Genomic DNA, 22,114 nt, shown 5'->3' with positions numbered 1-22,114 from the left:
AGGAGGCTTAAAACCGTACTTCGATGTTGAGGTGCAGGGAGGACTCGTTGGGGCTGTTTTGTGCTGCGGGGTACCAGTCCTGATAGTTGAGGGCGAAGCGAATGCCTTTGGTGGCTTTGAATTCGACTCCGCCTATCAGGGCGGAGCCGTCGTCGGCGAGCGCCCAGGGCAGGTTTTCTCCTTCAGGAATATTGGAGTCGAGGTAGTCGTACCGCCCAAAGAAGTTCCATTTTTCGGTCAGCGTATAGCCGCCCACCAGGGAATATCCGAAGCGGTCGTGTTCCTCTTCAAAGTTGCGGTTAAATTGGTAGTTGTACTCGGCACCAAGCGCAAAGGGGCCCATTTTTTGTCCCGCAAAAAAGCTGATGGTACTCTGATCGATGCTTTTGGAGGCATGGTCGCCATAGAGGCGAAGGGTGAGGCCTTTTAGTGGCTTTGCGGTGGCGCCGGCTGCCAGTTTAAAGGTGTTGTCGTTTTGGAGCGATGAGTAGCCTTCGCCGTTAAAAATGCCGGCATCAAATTCGAAAACCCCTGTGGTATATACGGCTTTTAACCCGATGTCGGCACTGGGGCCAAATTTGTATTCGTCCTGAAAGGATTTGTAGATGTACCGGCGACTCCAGAAGTTTTCTGCAACTTTAAACTGGGCGGTGCCAATGAGACCAAATTCGAGTCGCAGGTTGTTGTGGGTATAGTACAGTGCTGCGTTGCGGAAATAGGCAAAGCGGCGCAGCAGGGAGTAGTTGGATACGTCGTTGGGTGAGCCAATATCGAGGGTTACTTCGGCCGCAAAACCGTCTTGCAACTCGCGGTAGTAACCAAAGTAGGCACGTTTTACTTCGAAGGCGGTTTGGTCATTGGGCCCTTCGAGGGTGGTGTTGAATTCGGAGAAGATTCGGCCGTATACGTAACCTTTATCTTCGGTCTGGTTTTGTGCTGTGGTGGTATGACCCAACAGCAGGAGCAGAGCCAGGCTGCTAAGGATGAATTTGTTTTGCATTTTCCCGACGGTTTTTCCCAATAAATAAAACCTTTTTTTCTGATTTGTGCAAGTTGACGACGGGCTTTACGTGTCGCTGGTGCAAAAGGAATTTGTATTTATTGAATTACGGCAGGCATTCCTGTGAAGATGCAGGCCGGTGGTGACGAATAAATTATTAATAAATGTTTGTTGGTCTGCTTACGCAAAGTCTTTAAAGAAGTGGGTTTTGCATAGAAGGCCGGGCTGGGGTGGCCCCATACCGGGGGCTGATTAAAGTGCTTAAGATATGTTTTTTTTTGCTTAGGTTGTATTGAAGGACCGTTTCCGGGCGTCCCCGGAAACGGTCTCTTCTATGTTTACTATTCTTTAATGAGTGTGGCAAAATCGCGCTGGGCCTTAAGCAGGTTGACCAGATGCAGCATCATGTTTTGGGTTTCGTGCAAAATGCCCAGGTAAAGCATGCTGATGCGGGTTCCCGATTTTTCTTTTTTGATGCGCTTGAGCTGGGTTTTACGCAGGAGGCGCAAATGCTCAAGTATTTTGGCCTGTTCTTCGAGGAGCTTAGGCAGTTGGTCGTAATTGTCGCCTTCTATTATATTCACGGACTTTTGCAGGATACCTTTGACTTTAACCTGCAGGTTGTTGATGTCGTAGAACTGCTCGTCGGAGAAGATTTTGTGATTGTTGTCGAGGTGCTCCCAGCAGGGCTTGGTTACGTAGTTGAGGCAATGGGCGGTTTCCCGCAAATAGTCGAGAACCTGAACGTAATACAGTCCCGAATCGATGCTTTCTTCCTGCAGCTTGCGCACGGTCCGGTAGATGTTGGTTTTCATCTTTTTGGTGTGCTGATTCAGGGCCTCTACTTCTTTGGTGGCTTCCTTGAGTTGTTTGCGGTCTTCCGACTCAAAGGATATAAGTGTTTTCAGATAGAGTCCCGATACTTGTTGCAATACATCGGCTACACTGCCTTTGCATTGTTCGAGAATGCGGTCAGAGGCCAGTTCGCCTTCGGTTTCTTCTATTTCCAACTCACTGGCTTTTGTCTGGCTGTCGCTTTTTTTAGCAAACAGGTGGGTGCGTACCAGCAGGAAGATGGCCAGGGCCAGGAGGGCGCCAATGGCCCAGAATCCGCCGAAGCTGATGGCCAGGGCTACCAGCAGGGCGATGGTAAAGGCTGAGAAGGCGGTGAAGAACCAGCCACCGATGACGGACAGCACGCCGGTGATGCGGTAAACGGCACTATCGCGTCCCCATGCACGGTCGGACAGCGAGGTGCCCATGGCTACCATAAAGGTGACATAAGTGGTGGACAGTGGGAGCTTGAGGGAGGTGGCGCTGGCGATAAGAATGCTGGCAACGACCAGGTTGACGGAGGCGCGCAGCATGTCGAATGCGGGTGCATCCGCTTTTTTGCTTACCGGCTCATCGGGCATTTCAAACTGCTTACTCAGGTAGTTTTTAATGGGAGCGGGAATTACGGAGCTTACTGAGTTGGACAGGGCAATGGATCCTCTGACCAGTGAGCGGGCAAAGAAGGAGGAGCCGAAGCGCTCATCGCCTTCGCCCTGACGACTCAGGTCGACGGAGGTCTTCACTACCCGATGGGCTTTTTTGGAGGTCCATAAGGTAATTACCATAACCAGGCCGGCAATGAGCAGGATGTAGGTCTCTGTTTTGACTGGGTTTGCCAGGCTGCCCATTAAAAAGTTGGCGGGTGTGGCGCCGGGTGTGGCCATGTAGGCTTTGTAGGCATCGAAACCGGCCAGGGGTACGCCAATGAAGTTGACCAGGTCGTTGCCGGCAAAGGCCATGGCCAGGGCAAAGGTGCCTACCAATACGGTTAGTTTGAGTATGTTAAGCTTGAATAGCCAGTGGAAAATCTGCAGTAAGACGGTCCACCCCAACAAGCTGTATACAATGATGAGGTTGCTGTTACTGTTGATCCAGCTTTGTGCTTCGGGAGTCATGAAGGAGGCTCCTTTGGCGCCTTTTACCAGAATAAAGTAGGTGATGGCGGTAATGGCGATGCCGCCCCAGAGTGCGCCGAGGTATTTGATGCGCTTTTGGTAGCGAAAGGAGAAAACGGCTCGTGTGATGTACTGAACAATGGCTCCCGTTGTGAAGGAAACGACTACGGAAATAAGTATGCCGGATATGATGGCCAGGGCCTTGGCGGAGTTGATGTATTGACTCATGGATACCGAAGGGTCGTTCATGACTTTGATGATGGCTACCCCAACGGCGGCTCCCAGCAGTTCAAAGACTATGGATACGGTGGTGGAGGTGGGCATGCCAAAGGTGTTGAATAAGTCGAGCAACACGACGTCGGTAATCATTACGGCCAGGAAGATGATCATGATTTCCTGAAAGTAAAAATGTTCGGGGTTGAACATGCTTTTTCGGGCAATTTCCATCATGCCGCCTGAAAAGGTGGCTCCGATGAAGACTCCGAGTGCTGCTACAGCCATGATGATTTTAAATGGGGCCGCTTTGGCGCCGATGGCTGAATTGAGGAAGTTGACGGCGTCGTTGCTGACCCCTACAACCAAGTCGGATATGGCCAGTACAAACAGTACGACGACCAAAATCAGATAAATGTTTTCCATTGTTTTATTCCTGTGGTTTTATTGCCGGCAAACTTAGGTGCATAATTTGTGGTGGATATTGTGTGTTTGTTAAACCTATGTTAAGAAATTGTTAAGTGCTGAAAGGGCCATTTTTCGTGATATTGCCTGTTGGCTTTGGATTTTTTTCGGATATTTGCAATATGACTTGGAGCGGCATATTTGAAGGTATGATTGTTGGCTTTTCGGCTTCGGTTCCCTTGGGGCCAATTGGCGTTTTGTGCATCCAACGTACCTTGCAGCGAGGCAGACTGGCGGGTTTCTTCTCTGGTTTGGGTGCTGCTGTTTCGGATACAATTTACGCCGTTATTGCTGGATTTAGTCTCTCTTTTATTGTTGCTTTTATTGAGGAACAGATTTTTTGGATTCAGATTTTTGGTGCGGTGATTCTCTTTTTGCTGGGTGCGCACATTTATCGCTCGAATCCTGCGGTTCAGCTGCGCCGGCAGCGGCGCAGCAAGAGTTCGTACTTGCAGGATTTTGTATCAACTTTCTTGCTTACCATATCTAATCCCCTGGCGCTCTTTCTTTTTATCGCCTTCTTTGCCGGTTTTGGGGTGGTGGCGCCCAATTCGGGACTGGCGGGGCAGCTGGTGCTGATTTTGGGGGTGTTTTTGGGGGCAACTACCTGGTGGTTGCTGTTGACTTCGGTGGTGGGATTGTTTAGGCAGGCAGTGAATTTGCGGCGTTTGTTCTGGATCAATAAAATTGCCGGAGCGACCATTATTGTTTTGGTTGTTGTGGGCTTGGTGGTCTGGCTTTTCCGAGAGTTTTTGCTGTAAAAATAGGATATCGCTATGGTGCTCCGGTTTGTTCTCCTTTTTTCGTTGTTGGCGGTTTTTGAGTTGCAGGCCTCGGAAGAGGTTTTGCAGCGCTTGGATCGTGTGCTCGACGAGCGGGAACACTATGTGGCGCAGCGTGAGGCTGAGCTGACGGAGTTGCGCGCTGTGCTGGTGCTGACAAGGGATCCTGGAGCTCGCTTCGCTTTGATGGGCCGCTTGTTTGCTGCCAATTTATCTTTCAATGCCGATTCGGCCTACCGTTATGCAGGTCTTCGTTACACTTTGGCTACTGAGCAGGGGCGGGAGGATTGGCGGACGGATGCATTGTTGGACCGTGTGGCGGTGTATAATGCCACGGGGTTGTATAGGGAGGCGGTGGACTTGTTGGCTGAGGTGGAGCAAGGCGCGACCGACGTCGGTCGTCGCCTCCGGATGTTCTATTTGAGTCGTTCTCTCTATGAGTCGCTGAGTCGTTATGTGCCTTTTGCTTCGGAACAGGCGCATTACGAGGCTTTGCGGGTGCAGTACCGCGATTCGGTTTTAAAGTATGATGTGCCTTCTGCATCGGGCTATGTTATGGCGGCTTTTGAAGTTTTGGCTGAGCAGGGCGATTATGCTGCGGCTTTGCGTTTGTTGCAAGATGATGCCGGACTTGAGGCTGGTGGTGAGCATCACAGGGCCATTGTGTATCACTTAATGGGCAATGCTTTTTTGAGTGCCGGAGAGGCCGATAGTGCGGTGCATTATCTGGCTTTGTCGTCGGTGTCGGATTTGAAATCGGCGGTGAAGGAATACATTTCGCTTTGGCAGTTGGCGGGTTTGTTGTATGAGCGGGGCGATGTGGATAGGGCTTACCGTTATGTGCAGACTTCGTTGGACGATGCAACGGCGGGGAATGCGCGTTTGCGCACGATTGGTATTTCGCGCATTTATCCTTTAATTGAGGCAGCTTACCGGAGTAAGATTGCGGGGCAGCAGCAGCAACTGCGCCGTTTTTTACTGGCAATCGCCTTGTTGGCCCTGGTATTGGTGGTGGCAGTGGTGTTGGTTGGGGTGCAGCTGAAGCGTTTGCGCAGAGCACGAAAGGCCTTGTCGGTCCTCAACGTGGAGTTGGAGCGCACCAACCGTGAGTTGCGCGACAGTAACCGGCAATTGCAGGAAATGAATCGGCTGATCAGCGACAGCAGTATGATTAAGGAAGAGTACATTGGTCGCTACATGGAGCAATGTTCGCTGTACCTGAAGAAGCTGGAGGATTACCGTTCGGTACTGAAGAAGACGGCGCAGACAGGCGGCGCCAAGGCTTTGCAGGAGGCTGTGAAGACTTACGAGGGGGTGGACGCTGAGTTGGAGGAGTTTTACCGGGGCTTTGACGAAACCTTTTTGCGGCTGTTTCCCTCTTTTGTGGAGGATTTTAACGCCTTGCTCCATGCGCCTGAGCGCATTGAGCTGAAACCGGGGGAAAGAATGAATACCGAGTTAAGGATTTTTGCTTTGATCCGTTTGGGCATCAGCGACAGCGAAAAGATTGCGCACTTTCTTCGTTATTCGGTTTCGACCATCTACAACTACCGTACGCGTACCCGCAATAAAGCAGCGGGCGAACGGGGACTTTTGGAGGCCGAGGTGCTGAAGATTGGCCTCGATAAGGCCTGAACCCTTTTATTTTCTACTACTTTTTTAGGGGGCTTTGTGCACTGGGTTTAAAGTCTATGTTGTTGTTTGCTAGTGTTTTTGTGATTTATTTGTTGCTGCGTTTTACTACTTTTTTACTGGGTGCGCTGGTATTGGTGTGGATGAGTGCCTAACTTTGTTGCTAAGCATTTGTGATCTCACTAATATTCAGATAGTATGAAAAAAATCTTTTTGCTGATTATGGCAGTCATGACAGTTACGCTTTCGATGAAAGCAGAGGAGCTTAAATCGCCCGATGGCAATATGGTGCTTCGGTTTGAAGTGCGCAACGGGTCGCCGGTTTACCGATTGGACTACAAGGGCAAGCCGGTGATTAGGGACAGTCGTCTGGGTTTGGAGTTAAAGGACGTGGACGATTTGTTGACGGGTTTCGTTTTGAGTGATGTACAACGCAGTACTTTTGACGAGACCTGGGAGCCGGTTTGGGGCGAGTGGAAGACCATTCGCAACCATTACAACGAGATGGCCGTTACGCTGAGTCAGACCAGCACCGAAAGGGATATGGTGATCCGTTTCAGGGTTTTTGATGATGGCTTGGGCTTCAGATATGAGTTTCCGGAGCAGGACGAGCTGGTTTATTTTGTAATTGCCGAGGAGCGTACGCAGTTTGCGATGACGGGTGATCATACCGCTTATTGGATAGCCGGTGATTACGATACACAAGAATACGACTACACTACGTCACGCCTGACAGAGATCAGGGGGTTGATGAAGCAGGCGGTAACCCCGAATGCTTCACAGACCCCCTTTTCGGAGACGGGCGTGCAGACGGCTTTGATGCTGAAGACCGATGATGGTTTGTACATTAATCTGCACGAGGCGGCTTTGGTGGAGTACAGCGCCATGCACCTTGAGCTGGACGACCGCAGTCTTGTTTTTGAGTCGCACCTAACACCCGATGCACAAGGCAATAAGGGTTACATTCAGGCCCCTTTTAACTCGCCCTGGCGTACGGTAATTGTGGGCGACAAGGCAGCCACCATTTTGGAGAGTAAAATAACGCTGAACTTGAATGAGCCTACCCGTTTTGAAGATACTTCGTGGATTAAGCCCATTAAGTACATTGGCGTATGGTGGGAGATGATTACCGGTAAAAGCAGCTGGGCCTATAGCGATTTGCCTGCGGTAAAGCTGGGGGTGACCGACTATTCGAAGGTGGAACCCAACGGTAAGCATGGGGCCAACAACGAACACGTTAAGATGCACATCGATTTTGCTGCCGAGCATGGTTTTGATGCGGTATTGGTAGAAGGCTGGAATGTGGGCTGGGAGGATTGGTTTGGCAAGTCGAAGGACTATGTGTTCGACTTTGTAACGCCCTATCCCGATTTTGATGTGGAAATGTTGAACGCCTATGCGGCCGAAAAAGGGGTGCGCTTGATGATGCACCACGAGACTTCAAGCTCGGTACGCAATTATGAGCGACATATGGATGCGGCCTACCAGTTTATGGTGGACCATGGATACAATTCGGTAAAGAGTGGCTATGTGGGCGACATCATTCCCCGTGGTGAACATCATTACGGTCAGTGGATGGTGAACCACTACATCTATGCTCTGGAAAAGGCTGCCGAATACAAAATTATGGTGAACGCACATGAAGCTGTGCGTCCCACCGGCCTGTCGCGCACTTACCCCAACCTGCTGGCCAACGAGTCGGCCCGCGGTACCGAGTACGAGGCTTTTGGCGGCAGCAAACCCGATCATACCACCATTTTGCCCTTTACCCGTCAGATTGGGGGTCCCATGGACTACACGCCGGGTATTTTTGAGCAGGACATTAAAAAGTTGAATCCCGATAATCACTCGTGGGTAAATACCACCATTGCCCGTCAGCTGGCATTGTATGTTACCATGTACAGTCCCCTGCAGATGGCGGCAGACTTGCCCGAGAACTACCTGCGTTTTATGGATGCTTTCCAGTTTATTAAAGATGTGGCGGTGGACTGGGACGACAGTCGTGTACTGGAGGCCGAACCGGGTGATTATGTGACCTATGCGCGTAAAGCCAAGGGCCGTGACGAATGGTTTGTAGGCTGTACGGTGGATGAAAATGGCCATACTTCTGAAATTAGTCTGGATTTTCTGGATGCGAACCGAAAGTATGAGGCCATTATATATAAGGATGCCAAGGATGCGCATTACAAGAACAATGCTCAGGCCTATAAAATTGAGAAGAAAAAGGTCAGCAGTAAGACGAAGTTGAAAATACAATGTGCTCCGGGTGGTGGTTATGCGATCAGCTTCCGGCCAGCAGAGTAAAGAGTATAGAGAGAAGGGTGAAGGGGAAAAGGGGGCTTAGGCCCCCTTTTTTGGCTGGCCAGGTCCCAGGACTGAAGTCCGCACGGCGGCTGTGCCGCCTCTGATTGGGACCAGGTCTACTGGAAGTGGGGACTGAGGGCGTGACGGAGGTGATCCGGGATGCGGATGGGGCGTCGGGTCTCAGCACTGATAAAGGCCTGAACGGTTTGGCCGCTAACAATCAGTCGCTCGTTGTGCGTTACCCGGTAATCAAAAGTGATGCGTACACCCGGCATCTCTTTCACAGAGGTTTCAATACTTACCGTGTCGCCGTAATAGGCGGGTGAATGGTATTTGATGTGGAGTTCGGAAAGGGGCAACATAATACCTTGTTTCTCCATTTCCGAATATGGCAGTTTTAGCTCGTCGAAGAGCTCGGTTCTACCAATCTCGAACCAGCTGGGGTAAACGGCGTTGTTGACAATGCCCATTTGGTCGGTTTCGCCGTAGCGTACTTTTATCTGGGTTTTGTTGTAAAGCATAATTGGTTTTATTTAAAGGGACTGTCCGGCTCGCGCGCCATGATTCTGTAAGTGAGATCATCGACCAGTGAGGGCCACCATTTACGGAGCCAGACCGAAAATTTGCCTTCGATGAAGGTGAGGATGAGTGTGCGTTTTCGGTGCTTTATGGCGCGATAAAGATGCACAGCCACCTCGTCGGCCGACATCATTTTCTCTTCGCTCCGTGGGGTTTCTCCTTGGGCATGACCATCGGCCGTTAAGGCCGATTTGCGTACGTTGGAAGCTGTAAAACCCGGGGCTGCGATGAGAACGTGTAGCCCGGTCCTGAGATTTTCGGTGCGCAGTGTTTCCAAAAAGCCGTGCATAGCAAATTTGGAGGCGGAATAGCCGGCACGGCCTGGCAGACCGATGTAGCCCGCTACGGAGGAGATGCCGACGACTGAGCCTTTTTGCTCAAGCAGGTAGGGAAGCGCGTATTTGGTGCAATAGACCGTGCCCCAGAAGTTGGTGTTCATGAGGCGCCGCATCACCTCCAAATCAAGATCTTTAAAAAGGGCACGCATCGATAGTCCTGCGTTATTGATCAGAATATCTATTTTGCCAAAGGCTTGAATGGTGTCTTCGATCAGTCGCTGGCAATCCTGTTCATTGCTGACATCGGTAGGTGTTACTGAAACCTGATGCCCTTGTTCCAGAAGTTCTGCTTTGATGGCCTCCAGCTTGTCGGCCGACCTGGCACCTAAAGATACAGCAGCTCCTCTTCGGGCAAATTCTCTGGCTGTTGCCAGTCCAATGCCTGAGGAAGCGCCTGTAATGATCACTACTTTATTTTTCATTTTTATTTAAGGCTGTTTAGGGCCTGATGAAACCATGGCGTAAATCTGTATCAGCTTTGTTACTGGCTCCTTATGAACCAGTATGCCACCGGGTTTCGTATCTACAGGAACATAATTAATAAACGGATCCGGGAGGACTTATAGGGCACTGGGGTTTTCATCCCGGTTTTGTTTGTCTTGTCAAAAATAGTGGTAAATTTAGAAAGCGTTATTGTATAACTTAAAATTTTTGAGTCATGGGACTTCTTTGGTCACTTTTGATTGGTTTGGCTGCCGGTTATCTGGGTAGTCTTATTATGAAAGGCAGCGGACAAGGTTTGTTGCTGAATTTGATTATAGGTTTGGTTGGTGGCTTGTTGGGCGGATGGGTGTTCAGTATGTTGGGAGTTGGTGGAGCTACCTTACTTTGGCAATTGATTTCTGCTACTGTGGGTGCGGTCATTTTGTTGTGGATCGTGTCTTTGTTTAGGAAGAAGTAGCTGGTGGTAGTAGGCCCAGGCCCTTTGGGGCTGGGCCTGTAGGGGGGCGGTCCGGCTGTCGGTGCAGGGCCTCCCAGAGGTCTCTCAGGACTGAAGTCCTCCGACGCACAGGGCCTCCCAGGGGTCTCTCAGAGGTCTCTCAGGACTGAAGTCCTCCGACGCACAGGGCCTCCCAGAGGTCTCCCAGGGGGCTGCCGGGACTGAAGTCCTCCGACGCACAGGGCCTCCCAGGGGTCTCCCAGGACTGAAGTCCTCCGACGCACAGGGCCTCCCAGGGTTGAAACCCTGGGTTATGATTGGGATAATAAGGTCAGGCGCGGAGCGCCTGTTCTTGAAAGTGGACTGAAGTCCACGCCTGGTGGCACCTGTGCCCCTGCGGCTGTGCGGGTGTGCGGGTGTGAGGTCACTAGGTAGATGGAGTGCCTGTCCCCTGGGTTATGATTGGGAGGAAGTGGTCAGGCGCGGAGCGCCTGTTCTGGAAAGCGGAGTGAAGTCCGCGGCCTTGTGGCACCCGTGCCCCTGCGGCTGTGCGGGTGTGAGGTCACCAGGTAGATGTAGTGTCTGTCTCTTGGGTTATGATATGAAGAAAGTGGTCAGGCGCGGGAGCGTCTGTTTTCGTTGGTGGGCTTGGGTAATCGGATGGAAGTGTACTTTTTTGCGCGCGACTTTTTGATAAGCGTCAAATTATCTGTTTCTTTGCAACTTTAATTTTGTCGACAAACGGGATTTGAAATTGGGCTTTTGTGAGTCGGGATGGATGCTCTTGGGTTTGTGGACGCTAAGTAATTTTTTAAAGGAGATACCATGGAAATTGGAAGAAACAAATTTGTATCATTGACTTATCAACTGCGTTTGAATGGCGCTGAAGGTGAGATGGTTGAAGAGACTACAAAAGATAGCCCACTGGAGTTTTTGTTTGGTGCCGGTCGTATGATTCAGATGTTTGAGAACAAACTTGAAGGCATGAAGGCTGGTGAGGCGTTTAGTTTTGAGTTGAAGGCTGATGAAGCATACGGTCAGGTGAATCCCGACGCAGTAGTGGAATTGCCTAAAAATATTTTTGAGGTGAATGGTGCCATCGATGAGGAGATGTTGACTGTGGGTAATGCTATTCCTATGCAGGACGCTCAGGGCAATCGCTTGAATGGTATCGTTTTGGAAGTATCTGATGAGCAGGTGAAAATGGACTTTAACCATCCTTTGGCTGGTGATGATTTGCATTTCTCCGGTTCTGTTTTGGCGGTTCGTGAGGCTACCGAAGAGGAACTGATGGAGGCTGCCGGTCACGGTTGCGAAGGTGGAAGTTGCGGTTCAGGCTGCAGCTGCTAGTGTATAAGATTTTGTGGGTCCCGGGGGCGACAGCGTCCCCGGGGGGCCTACAGGTCGGGCGTCATGGGTGGCCAGGCAGCAGGGTGAGAGGCGCTGGTGCAGGGTATAGGGTGCAGGTCCCAGTCCCAGGACTGAAGTCCTCCGACGCACAGGGCCTCCCAGGGTTGAAACCCTGGGTTATGATTGGGAGTAAGTGGTCAGGCGCTTTGCGCCTGTTTTTGAAAGTGGACTGAAGTCCACGCGGCGGCATAGCCGCCTTATGATTGGGAGGAAGGATGGTCAGGCGCGGGAGCGCCTGTTTTTGTTGGCGGACTTTTGTAGTGTGGAACGGATGGTGTATTTTTGTATTCTTTCCAAATCTTAATAAGAATAACAAATATGGCTGGGAATTCATTTGGTACACTTTATAAACTGACTTCGTTTGGGGAGTCGCACGGCCGCGGTGTTGGCGGTATTATTGAAGGCGTTAAACCGGGTCTGGTGTTGGATATGGATTTTATTCAGCAGGAATTGAATCGCAGACGTCCGGGGCAGTCGGCCATTACTACGCCGCGCGATGAGCAGGATGGGGTAGAATTTATCTCCGGAGTAATGGATGGGAAAGCCACCGGTACGCCGTTGGCTTTTGTAATTTGGAACAAGGACCAGCGATCGGGCGATTACAACAATTTGAAAGATGTTTTCAGGCCTTCGCATGCCGATTATACCTATGAATCGAAATACGGTATTCGCGACCACCGTGGAGGCGGCCGATCTTCGGCAAGGGAGACCATTGCGCGTGTGGTGGCAGGTGCTGTGGCTAAGCTGATGTTGCGCGAGGAGGGTGTTCAGGTGAACGGCTACGTGTCGCAAGTGGGCAAGTTGCGCATGACCAAAGATTACCGGGAGCTGGACCTGACAGAGGCGGAAAAGAATATTGTTCGTTGTCCCGACCCTCAATTGGCCGAAGAAATGATTACCTACATTGATGGGATCCGACGCGACCACGACTCGGTAGGAGGCGTGGTTTCCTGTGTGCTTTCCGGTATGCCGGTGGGTTTGGGCGATCCGGTTTTTGATAAACTGCATGCCCGTCTTGCCCAGGCCATGCTGAGCATCAATGCCGTGAAAGGCTTTGAATACGGATCGGGTTTTTCAGCCGTGGAGATGTTGGGCTCGGAGCACAACGACGAGTTTTATATGGAAGGGGATAAGGTGCGTTCGCGTACCAATCGCTCCGGCGGGATACAGGGCGGCATCAGCAATGGCGAGGATGTTTATTTTAAGGTGGCCTTTAAGCCGGTAGCGACTATTCTTAAAGATCAAAACACTGTAGATAAGTCGGGCCAGGAGATTGTTATGAAGGCCAAAGGACGTCACGATCCTTGTGTGGTCCCGCGTGCCGTTCCCATTGTGGAGGCGATGGCGGCCATGGTTTTGGCCGATGCGTTTTTAATGAACAAGACTTATCGTTAACGAATTGCAGCGGATGGTTTTTGGTTTCAGATTAAAACAAGTGCCTTTGTATGTTCAAATTATTGTTGGCTTACTGGCCGGCATTGTTTGGGCCTTGCTTGGGGGCTGGCTGGGGTGGTCCGACTTTACTGCCCAATGGATTGCTCCCTTTGGTCGTATTTTTCTGAATTTGCTTAAGCTGATTGCCGTTCCGTTGGTTTTTTTCTCCATAATTGGCGGTATTGTACAGCTGGGGCATCCGCGTAACCTGGGGCGTTTGGGTTTGCGAACCATAGGTTTGTATGTGTTGACTACTTTTATGGCTATTGGTCTGGGCTTGTTGATTGTGAATACAGTGCAGCCCGGAAAGCGCTTTGATGAGACTTCGCGACTGGAAAATCGTTTGAGCTACGAGTTGTGGCTGCAGCAAGAGGGTATGGTGCCGCACGATGGCCGTTGGCTGATGCAGAATGAGGCCTACGAAAAAACACTGGCAGAGGTAGCCAGTCGCACCGGCTACGAGAACATTGGTCAGGTGCGCGATCGTTTGGCCGTTGCACAAAAAGCAGGGGAAAGCGGACCGCTTACCTTTTTGGAAGACATGGTTCCGGAAAACATCTTTTTGTCGCTGAGCGATAACCGCAATATGTTGCAGGTCATCTTTTTCGCCATCTTATTTGGCATTGCCGTGTTGTTTCTGCCTAAAGAGAAAGCTGTTTACCTGACTGGTTTTATGGATGCTGTTTCAGAGGCTTTTATTAAGATGGTGGATTTGGTGATGAAGGGTGCGCCTTTCTTTGTCTTTGCGCTGATGGCCGGCATGGTGGGGGAAATGGCCGGAGACAATCCTGCCAGAGTGCTTGAGCTTTTTGTTGGCCTGACCTGGTATTCGGTGGCTGTTCTGGCTGGCTTGCTGTTTATTGCCTTTGTTTTGTATCCGGCATTTATGAGTGTGTTCATCAAACGTTTTTCGTTTATGGACTTTTTACGGGGAATCAGTCCAGCGCAAATGTTGGCTTTTTCGACCAGCAGCAGTGCTGCGACTTTGCCTGTAACCATTGAGTGTGTGGAGGAGAATTTGAAGGTAGATCCCAAGGTGTCGAGTTTCGTATTGCCCATTGGGGCCACCTTAAATATGGATGGTACCAGTCTCTATCAGGCCATAGCCGTGGTTTTTCTTGCCCAGATGCATTGGGTGGAACTGACCTTGGGTCAACAGTTGACGGTGGTGCTTACTACAACCTTGGCCAGCATTGGGTCGGCTGCGATTCCGGGTGCAGGCATAGTTATGCTGATGGTGGTGTTGAGTTCGGTGGGACTGAATCCTGCCTGGGTGGCTATTATTCTGCCGGTAGATCGGATTTTGGATATGGTACGTACCATGGTTAATGTAACGGGCGATGCAGCGATAAGTGTAATCATTGGAAAATCAACAGGTTTGGATAAAATCGATAAGCGTTAGTCTGATCGTTTTTTTTTAGTTGCATTCCCGTCCTTGTAATATACAGACCTCTAATCTGATCGAGTTGAAGAGGGGGCAAGGTGGCCGCTCTTCAGGTGAGATATAATCGACGTTTTTTGTTTGATGGTTGATATATTTTTATAAATTTGCAGCATTGAAAATCGGGGTGTAGCGCAGTCCGGTAGCGCACTACGTTCGGGACGTAGGGGTCGCTGGTTCGAATCCAGTCACCCCGACATTTTCAAGAAGCTCTCAGTATTACTGGGGGCTTTTTTTATGGGGCTTAGGCCCCATAAAAGGCCCAGGACTGAAGTCCTGGGTTATGATTGGGAGAAATAGGTCAGGCGCTTTGCGCCTGTTTTTGTAAGTGGACTGAAGTCCACGCGGCGGCTGTGCCGCCTTGGTGATGGAGGGGGTGGTCAGGTGTTTGGGGGACGGTCCAGTTGGGCAACTGATTTTTGGACGCCGCGTCGGATGGCGGGCGACAGGGTCTCGAGGTAATGGTCTTCGGTAAGGAAGCTGATTTCGCTGCTGAGTTCGGGGTATTTCCTTACCAGTGTAAGGATGGTTTTAAGGGCGGTGTAGCGGATGGAAGGTCGCTTGTCGACGGCTTGCCATGCCTGTAGGCAAAGGTCGAAGAGTGGGCCCTCGAGCTCTTCAGTAATACGCATTTTTTGTAGGATGAGCAAGAGTTCGCGCAGCTGAGAGTCACTCTTGGTTGGGAGGAGCTTGACGATGCGATTCAGATGCTGACTGACCCTTGGGTCGTTGGGTTTCATGCAATCTTTCACCAGGGAAGCGGCTCGCCAGGCCAGGGGCTGACGATCGCTTAAAGCCATTTCCAAGGCGTCTTGGAAATGGTGAGGATGGGCTTGCATATAGGCTGTGGTGTCCTTCTTGGAGGCATGGAGGAGCAGATGCTGGAGTTCGGTTCTGGACATAGGTGATGGCTTTGAGGGCTAAAGTTAAGGAGATTTTTGGAGGTTGGGGAGGGGGGCAGGTGCCAGGGGTGGGCAGGAGCAGGGTCCAGGACTGAGTCTCTGCGACACACAGGGCCAGGACTGAGTTTCTGCGATGCATAGGGCCTCCCAGGACTGAAGTCCTCCGACGCACAGGGCCTCCCAGGGTTGAAACCCTGGGTTATGATTGGGAGAAATAGGTCAAGCGCTTTGCGCTTGTTCTGGAAAGTGGACTGAAGTCCACGCGGCGGCTGTGCCGCCTTTGGCCAGGCTGGAGGGCCCCCATGCTGGTCCCAGGACTGAAGTCCACGGCCTGTGGGCACCCGTGCCCCCAGGCTGTGTGAACGGATGGGAGGTCCTTAGTACTTCCACTTGTTGGCGAGGGCAACGAGGGAGAGCATAATGGGGACTTCGACAAGGACGCCGACTACGGTGACGAGGGCGGCGGGGGATTGGAGGCCGAAGAGGGCGATGGCTACGGCCACAGCGAGCTCAAAAAAGTTACTGGCGCCTATCATAGCAGCGGGGGAGCATACCGGATGGGGCAATTTGAGTTTTTTACCGGCAAACCAGGTAAGGAAAAAGATGAAATAGGTCTGGATGATCAGCGGGATGGCGGTCAGCAAAATGATGAAGGGATTGCTGATGATGTTGGTTCCCTGAAAGGCGAAAAGAAGCACCAGAGTGGCCAGCAGCGCTACGATGCTTACAGGTTTTAATTTGGGCAGGAACTGATTTTTGAACCAAGCTTCTCCGCGACTTTTTACCAGTAATTTTTGGGTGAGCACGCCTGCGACAAGAGGTACTACAACAAATATGAGCACACTGGCAATGAGGGTGTCGTAAGGAATGGTGACGTTGGTGATACCGAGCAGCAGGCCAACAATGGGCACAAAGGCAACCAGAATGATGAGGTCGTTGATGGAGACCTGCACCAGGGTGTAGTTGGGGTCGCCGTTGGTAAGGTAGGACCACACAAAAACCATAGCGGTACAGGGGGCGGCACCGAGAATTATGGCGCCGGCGATGTACTCACCGGCCATCTCGGGGGTGATCCATGCCTGGTAGAGTTTGGAAAAGAAGAGCCAGGCGAAGAAGGCCATGGTGAAGGGTTTGATGAGCCAGTTGACCACGAGGGTGAGGACAACACCTTTGGGACGTTTCCCAATCTTCTTGATACTTGAAAAATCAATCTGGAGCATCATGGGGTAAATCATGAGCCAGATGAGTACGGCTACCGGTATGTTTACCCTGGCAATTTCCAGATTACTGATAAAGGCCATGGAATCGCCGGCCAGGTGACCGATGGCTATGCCGCCGAGGATGCCGAGGGCGACCCAAATGGTGAGGTATTTCTCGAAGAATCCGATTTGTCGTTTTTCTGTTGTCATCTTATGCTGTTTTTGGTTAAAGCTGGGGTTCAATTTCTTCTTTGTAGAATTTGTAGAAGGTGGCATTGATCTCGTCGCGCACGCGGATGAATTCGCTCCAGATGAATGCTTCGGTACCGGTGGCGTGAGAAGGGTCGTCGAAGCCCATGTGCAGGCGGGTTTTGACTTTGCCCAAAAAGGTGGGACAGGCCTCGTTGGCGCCTCCACATACGGTGATTACGTAATCCCACTCGTCATTGAGGTATTTGGAAACCGAATCGGAGGTATGCCCGCTGATGTCGATTCCGATTTCTGCCATGGCCTTAACGGCTTTGGCGTTGAGTTTGCCGCTGGCTTCGGTGCCGGCTGAGGCAACGGTCAGGTTTTTGTTGAAAGACTGCATAAAGCCGTGGGCCATTTGGCTGCGACAGCTGTTTCCGGTGCAAAGAATAAGAATTTTCATAAACTGAGGTTTTGAAATTTATTTGTGTTCTAATTGTTTTATTTGCATTGAATCTGGTTCTGAAACAGTAGCTCAAAAAAGGAGCGACTGCTTTTATCCCAAGCATTTCTTTAATAGAACGTTCCGAACAGTAAACCCGAAAGCGTGGCCATAACTACTACCAGGCCAACATATACCAGGGTTTTTTGGGTGCCGATTACGCCTCTAATGACCAGCATGTTGGGCAGGGAGAGGGAGGGACCGGCCAGCAGGAGGGCCAAGGCGGGACCCTTGCCCATTCCGGCAGCCAGCAGTCCTTGCAAGATGGGCACTTCGGTGAGGGTGGCGAAGTACATAAAGGCCCCTAAAACGGAGGCAAAGAGGTTAGATGTCCACGAATTGCCGCCGACCAGACTGGCCACCCATTCGTTGGGAATGATGCCGGCCAGGGCGGTGTCGTCGTGGGTAGAGCCTAAGAGAAAGCCTGCCGCGACAACCCCAATGGCCAACAGGGGCATGATTTGCTTGGTGAAGTCCCAGGCCGACAGGGTCCATTCGCGGTTCTCAGGGTTCTGCTTGTCGACCAGCGTTACCATACTGAGGGCGGCAATACCTACTACCATGGGCACCAGGGGAGAGGTGCTGAGGAAGGCCGCAGCGGCGGTAGCCGCAACGCCCAGCAACACATGCTGCCACTTGAGTTTCAGAATGTAAATAAGGGAGAATACGAGCAGCAGGGCAAAGAAGCTGGTGATGGTCCATTTATTGGCCCACAGCCAATAAAAACCTCCACTGGTAACTCCTTCGCCGGGTTGGCCCCAATTGGCGAATACCAAAATAAGGACGAGGGTAAAAAAGTGGAAGGCGGTCTGCCATATTGGCCTCTCCTCGGGCACATCCGGAAAGTTCAATTGGGCTTCGCGTTTGGCACGTTCTTCTTTGCGGTAAATGAGCGACATCACGGAGCCAATGACGATGGAAAATACGACGGCACCAACGACGCGGGCAATGCCCATCTCTATACCTAAGATGCGGGCGGTAAGGATGATGGCCAGGATGTTGATGGCGGGTCCGCTGTACAAAAAGGCGATGGCGGGTCCCAGACCGGCTCCGCGTTTGTGAATGCTGGAGAACAGGGGCAGAATGGTGCAGCTGCATACGGCCAGGATGGTGCCCGATACGGCAGCGACGGTATAGGCGAGCCATTTTTTGGCTTTGGCGCCAAAATATTTCATAACGGCGCCCTGGCTGACAAAGACGGCGATGACGCCGGCTATGAAGAAGGCGGGCAGCAGGCAAAGGATCACATGCTCGCGGGCATACCATTTACTCAAGTCGAGGGTAGCCGTTACCGCTTCCTGAAAACGGGCACTGTCCAGGGGCAGAAAAAAGGCAAAGAGGAAAATGGCGATGATCCAAGCCAATATTTTGAATTCATTTTTGATTTCCATTGTAGGTGTTGTTGTTTGCTTACTTTTTACGAATGGCGCTGTTTTGGATTTTATAGCGCTATTTAGTTTTTATAGTACAATTTGTTTGTCAGAGCAGTAAAAGGATGGTGTAATAGAGGCCCACCCCAATGAAGAGGATGGCTACTATGCGCCGGAACCACTTTTCGAAGCTTCGGATTTTATTGTAGGTGTTGCCGATGGATGAAACGGAGAAGGCAATGAGCCAGGCAAATACAATGACCGGGATGCCGGTGCCCAGAGCGAACACAATGGGCAGATATAGGCCACTTACGCTGCTCACGGTCATGGGAATAAGCATGCCGAAGTAAAGGACCCCGCTGTAGGGGCAAAAGGCTAAGGCAAAAACAATGCCCAGCAACAAAACGCCCCAAAAACCCTTTTGGGCCCGCTCTTCCATGTTTTTATTGAGCCCGTCGAGTCCCGGAATGTTGAGCTTGATTACGCCCAGCATAAACAGTCCGATGACAATAAGAATGGGGCCAATGACCTTTTCGCCCCACTCCTGAATGAAGCCGGCAAATTCGAAGCGACTGGCACTAAAAAAGAAGAGCAGACCAATGGCGGTATAGGAAATGCTGCGCCCGAGCGTGTAAAGGAGTCCGTTTACAAACACCTGTTTGCTGCTTTTCATGTCCTTACCGATAAAGCCGATGGCCGTGATGTTGGTGGCCATAGGGCAGGGACTGATGGCGGTCATCAGTCCCAGTAAAAACGCTGTTAAAATGGGCAGTTCGGTCTGCTCCAGCAGATTCTGTAAAAACTCCATGCTAGTGGCTTTTGAGCGGTGCTTAAAGCGCTGCGATGGTCTCGATAAGCTTGTCCTTCAGTCGGTCGGGATGCGTGCGGGCATTCATAAAGGCATAGTTGGTCAGGTTTTCTACCTTATCGTTCTTAATAATCAATAGGGTTTGACCGTTGATTTGGTGCTGTTTGATCAAAGGATGGTCTTTTTCTTCTTCACGATTGATGGAAAAGAACCTGATTGTATCGCCGTATTTTTCTGCGAGGGCTGCCTTGGTGACCTCCTCAACAGCGTTGCAGGTGGCGCAGCGTCGGGTGGCATGAAAGTAGTACACTTCAATGGCGCTTTCTTCGTTGGCAGCGACTTGCATGCCCGCTTCGCTGGCTTCATTGGCTTTGGGTGCTGCCGTGTTGCAACACTGGGCGGTGATGGCTATAAGGGCCATAAACAGGAAGCCGGAAAGGAGGGTGATTTTCTTTTTCATGGTTTTAGATTATTGTGGCAGATTTGTGCAGCAGATGGTTTTGTATGAAAAGGCCTGTACCTACAGATGAGCTGCTTCTTTGTTGGTTGGGCCTTCGGTCCTATCGGTCTGCTCAGGCCTGGGCCTGAGCTTTACGCAGCAGGTCCTTCAGTGCTTCATAGCCTGGGAGTCCACCCTTGTGCACAACTTCTCCGTTGACCACCAGGGCAGGCGTTTTCATCACATTGTACTGCATGATTTCCATAATGTCTTCGACCTTGCTGATCTGGGCATCCAGGTTCAGTTCTTCTACCGCATCGCGGGTTATCTTTTCTAAGGTTTTGCACTTGGGGCAGCCGGGGCCCAATACTTTAATGTCCATAATTGTATTATTAAATGTGTCTGTTTGTCCGCTCACTGTTCGCTGTTCGTAAAACTACGAACAAAAGTAAAAATTTTTTAGAGGCTCCAAAAATCTTTGAAAAGATTTTTGGCTTCTTCCCAGTTTTTTTTGTTGATGCAGTATTTGATGCGGGGTGCTTCGGTTTCTCCCTGAATGAGTCCGCTCTCCTTGAGTTCTTTAAGGTGCTGCGACAGGGTGGACTTGGCTATGGGCAGGTCCTGCGACAAATCGCCACTGTAGCAACAGCTCTGGCTAGATAGGAGGGAGAGGATGTAGAGTCGAATGGGGTGACTCAGGGCCTTGGCATAGCGGGCCGTTTGGTTTTGTTGGGGACTGGGAATGGGGTTAAAGGCGTTTTTGTTGGTGTTTTTGGTCATTTTAGTGTTGTATTCTGGTTGTTGTCAAAAGTAAGTATTTTTTTCAAATGGCTTTTTTATAGTTTTGGTTGTACATACTGAAACAAATGGGTTTTATTATATGGTTATGAGAAAGCAGGACGTATCATTTTCGAAAAGATTATTTGTAAGGATGCTGGTCCTTTTGATTTTGGTGAGCGGGACGAGTGTCGCTCAAAACTATCCGCACCGCAGTGATGTGCTTTGGGTAACCACCCCCGATCACAACGATTGGCGGTATGCCTGTGGAGAAGTGGCGCGTGTGGATGTTGCGCTTTATTACTATGGGATGCTGAAGGAGGGCGCAAAGGTGCATTATGAGGTGGGACCCGAGTTGTTTCCGGCGCGTGAAAAGGGGGTGCTGGAGTTGAAAGAGGGCAGGGCTGTGTTGGAGTTGGGAACCCTTGATGAGCCGGGCTTTTTGGATTGTCGCCTGTGGGTTGAACTCGATGGAGAACGCTTTCGTCACCATGTGAAGGTGGGTTTTGATCCGCATTTGTTACAGCCCTATACACAACTGCCCGATGATTTCACTGCTTTTTGGGATGCCGCCAAGGAAAAAGCTGCTGCCTGTCCCCCCAAAGTTGAAAAAGAATACGTACCTGCTTACTCGAACGAGCTGGTGGATTGTTATTTGGTGAAACTGCAGGTGTTTGAAAAGGGACAATTTATGTATGGCTATTTGACGATGCCCAAGGCGGAAGGGAAGTACCCGGTGGTGATAGCACCACCGGGCGCCGGCGTAAAACCGATGGATCCCCTCAAGGATATTTTCTATGCCGAACAGGGCTTCATTCGGTTCGATATGGAGATTCACGGCATTCGTCCCGATATGGACCGAGCCGCCTATGAGGAGGTGAGTCGCGCCTTTGCACGGGGAGGCAACAGCTATCTGGTGAATGGGCTCGACGACCGCGATAATTACTATATGAAAAAGGTGTATCTGGGTTTGATGGGTGCGGTCGATTTCCTAACCACCTTACCCAACTGGGACGGAAAAAACCTGCTGGCACAGGGAGGCAGTCAGGGTGGCGCCCTGGCCTTGGTGCTGACGGCGCTGGATAAGCGAATTACTGCTTGCGCGGCCAACCATCCTGCTTTGGCCGATATGGCCGGTTATAAGGCGGGGAGAGCCGGCGGGTATCCACACTTTTTTACCCGTTTTGAGGGGATGGATACGCCAGAAAAGTTGGAAACGATGGCTTATTACGATGTGGTGAATTTTGCCCGCTTTATAGAAGTGCCCGTCTTTATGACCTGGGGCTACAACGATGATGTTTGTCCCCCCACCACCAGCTACATCACTTATAATGTGCTGACTGCCCCAAAAGAAGCCTTGATTACGCCGGTCAATGAGCACTGGATTTCGACGGTCACCAGGCAACGCATCCTTGATTGGCTGCGGGGTCAATTGCGTTAAGGTCTCTTATTAAGTATGAAAAACATTTAAAACGTTTGGTGGGTAACAGCAGATGTTGTA

At 50.9% G+C, this 22,114-nt stretch carries 20 protein-coding genes and 1 tRNA gene; 9 read left to right on the top strand and 12 right to left on the bottom strand.

The features are described from left to right. Positions 1–7: 7 nt before the first annotated feature. Together B4W65_RS17395 and B4W65_RS12705 are read right to left on the bottom strand one after the other, a co-directional pair. A complete protein-coding gene (locus tag B4W65_RS17395) occupies positions 8–1,000 on the bottom strand; it encodes a porin (RefSeq protein WP_088655538.1) in 993 nt (330 codons plus the stop codon). A gap of 341 nt (positions 1,001–1,341) precedes the next feature. Next, positions 1,342–3,588, bottom strand: coding sequence for an inorganic phosphate transporter (locus tag B4W65_RS12705; RefSeq protein WP_088655537.1), 2,247 nt, complete (start codon positions 3,586–3,588; stop codon positions 1,342–1,344). A 161-nt stretch (positions 3,589–3,749) separates the two neighbouring features. Between B4W65_RS12705 and B4W65_RS12700 the strand changes: the two genes are divergently transcribed. The 3 genes from B4W65_RS12700 (at position 3,750) to B4W65_RS12690 (ending at position 8,345) form a co-directional block, all read left to right on the top strand. Continuing rightward, complete coding sequence (locus B4W65_RS12700; protein WP_088655556.1) at positions 3,750–4,388, top strand: LysE family translocator; 639 nt, start codon at positions 3,750–3,752, stop codon at positions 4,386–4,388. Between the two features lie 15 nt (positions 4,389–4,403). Further along, entirely contained in the window at positions 4,404–6,044 is a 1,641-nt protein-coding gene (locus tag B4W65_RS12695) for a DUF6377 domain-containing protein (protein ID WP_088655536.1), read from the top strand. Between the two features lie 195 nt (positions 6,045–6,239). Then, on the top strand, positions 6,240–8,345 hold the full coding sequence (locus B4W65_RS12690) for a glycoside hydrolase family 97 protein (protein ID WP_088655535.1): 2,106 nt from the start codon (positions 6,240–6,242) through the stop codon (positions 8,343–8,345). Positions 8,346–8,461: 116 nt separating this feature from the next. On the opposite strand, the gene B4W65_RS12685 is transcribed toward B4W65_RS12690, so the two are convergent. Both B4W65_RS12685 and B4W65_RS12680 read right to left on the bottom strand, forming a co-directional pair. After that, complete coding sequence (locus B4W65_RS12685) at positions 8,462–8,866, bottom strand: acyl-CoA thioesterase (protein ID WP_088655534.1); 405 nt, start codon at positions 8,864–8,866, stop codon at positions 8,462–8,464. An 8-nt stretch (positions 8,867–8,874) separates the two neighbouring features. Continuing rightward, complete coding sequence (locus tag B4W65_RS12680; protein WP_088655533.1) at positions 8,875–9,684, bottom strand: SDR family oxidoreductase; 810 nt, start codon at positions 9,682–9,684, stop codon at positions 8,875–8,877. Positions 9,685–9,920: 236 nt separating this feature from the next. Between B4W65_RS12680 and B4W65_RS12675 the strand changes: the two genes are divergently transcribed. The 5 genes from B4W65_RS12675 to B4W65_RS12655 all read left to right on the top strand — a co-directional run bounded on the left by B4W65_RS12675 (position 9,921) and on the right by B4W65_RS12655 (position 14,624). Beyond that, positions 9,921–10,163: a GlsB/YeaQ/YmgE family stress response membrane protein gene (locus B4W65_RS12675; RefSeq protein ID WP_088655532.1), complete on the top strand. Its 243-nt coding sequence runs from the start codon at positions 9,921–9,923 to the stop codon at positions 10,161–10,163. Between the two features lie 804 nt (positions 10,164–10,967). Beyond that, positions 10,968–11,492: an FKBP-type peptidyl-prolyl cis-trans isomerase gene (locus tag B4W65_RS12670; protein WP_088655531.1), complete on the top strand. Its 525-nt coding sequence runs from the start codon at positions 10,968–10,970 to the stop codon at positions 11,490–11,492. Positions 11,493–11,870: 378 nt separating this feature from the next. Continuing rightward, a complete protein-coding gene (aroC, locus tag B4W65_RS12665) occupies positions 11,871–12,947 on the top strand; it encodes a chorismate synthase (protein WP_088655530.1) in 1,077 nt (358 codons plus the stop codon). A gap of 40 nt (positions 12,948–12,987) precedes the next feature. Beyond that, positions 12,988–14,388, top strand: coding sequence for a dicarboxylate/amino acid:cation symporter (locus tag B4W65_RS12660; protein ID WP_240509573.1), 1,401 nt, complete (start codon positions 12,988–12,990; stop codon positions 14,386–14,388). Between the two features lie 162 nt (positions 14,389–14,550). Further along, positions 14,551–14,624: transfer RNA gene (locus tag B4W65_RS12655), tRNA-Pro, on the top strand. Positions 14,625–14,807: 183 nt separating this feature from the next. Here B4W65_RS12655 and B4W65_RS12650 read toward each other — a convergent pair. From B4W65_RS12650 to B4W65_RS12615, 8 genes are all read right to left on the bottom strand, one after another. Then, on the bottom strand, positions 14,808–15,329 hold the full coding sequence (locus tag B4W65_RS12650; protein ID WP_088655528.1) for a hypothetical protein: 522 nt from the start codon (positions 15,327–15,329) through the stop codon (positions 14,808–14,810). Positions 15,330–15,706: 377 nt separating this feature from the next. Continuing rightward, positions 15,707–16,738: an ACR3 family arsenite efflux transporter gene (arsB, locus tag B4W65_RS12645; RefSeq protein ID WP_088655527.1), complete on the bottom strand. Its 1,032-nt coding sequence runs from the start codon at positions 16,736–16,738 to the stop codon at positions 15,707–15,709. A 16-nt stretch (positions 16,739–16,754) separates the two neighbouring features. After that, complete coding sequence (locus B4W65_RS12640; protein ID WP_088655526.1) at positions 16,755–17,180, bottom strand: arsenate reductase ArsC; 426 nt, start codon at positions 17,178–17,180, stop codon at positions 16,755–16,757. Positions 17,181–17,290: 110 nt separating this feature from the next. Further along, entirely contained in the window at positions 17,291–18,610 is a 1,320-nt protein-coding gene (locus B4W65_RS12635; protein WP_088655525.1) for a permease, read from the bottom strand. Positions 18,611–18,698: 88 nt separating this feature from the next. Then, the gene (locus B4W65_RS12630) at positions 18,699–19,397 is read right to left on the bottom strand and encodes an aromatic aminobenezylarsenical efflux permease ArsG family transporter (RefSeq protein WP_088655524.1); all 699 of its coding nucleotides are present in this window, start codon (positions 19,395–19,397) and stop codon (positions 18,699–18,701) included. Between the two features lie 22 nt (positions 19,398–19,419). Continuing rightward, positions 19,420–19,857: a nitrophenyl compound nitroreductase subunit ArsF family protein gene (locus tag B4W65_RS12625; RefSeq protein ID WP_088655523.1), complete on the bottom strand. Its 438-nt coding sequence runs from the start codon at positions 19,855–19,857 to the stop codon at positions 19,420–19,422. Between the two features lie 112 nt (positions 19,858–19,969). Next, entirely contained in the window at positions 19,970–20,218 is a 249-nt protein-coding gene (locus B4W65_RS12620; protein ID WP_088655522.1) for a thioredoxin family protein, read from the bottom strand. A 77-nt stretch (positions 20,219–20,295) separates the two neighbouring features. Beyond that, a complete protein-coding gene (locus tag B4W65_RS12615; RefSeq protein WP_088655521.1) occupies positions 20,296–20,616 on the bottom strand; it encodes an ArsR/SmtB family transcription factor in 321 nt (106 codons plus the stop codon). A 106-nt stretch (positions 20,617–20,722) separates the two neighbouring features. On the opposite strand from B4W65_RS12615, the gene B4W65_RS12610 reads away from it, so the two are divergent. Continuing rightward, positions 20,723–22,054, top strand: a complete 1,332-nt coding sequence (locus B4W65_RS12610) for an acetylxylan esterase (protein WP_205741276.1) — start codon at positions 20,723–20,725, stop codon at positions 22,052–22,054. Positions 22,055–22,114 lie beyond the last annotated feature (60 nt).

The sequence above is a fragment of the Geofilum rhodophaeum genome (assembly GCF_002210225.1).
GTDB lineage: Bacteria > Bacteroidota > Bacteroidia > Bacteroidales > Marinilabiliaceae > Geofilum > Geofilum rhodophaeum.
Note: the sequence above shows the minus strand (reverse complement) of the source record. Positions and strands in the feature narration are given on the sequence as shown.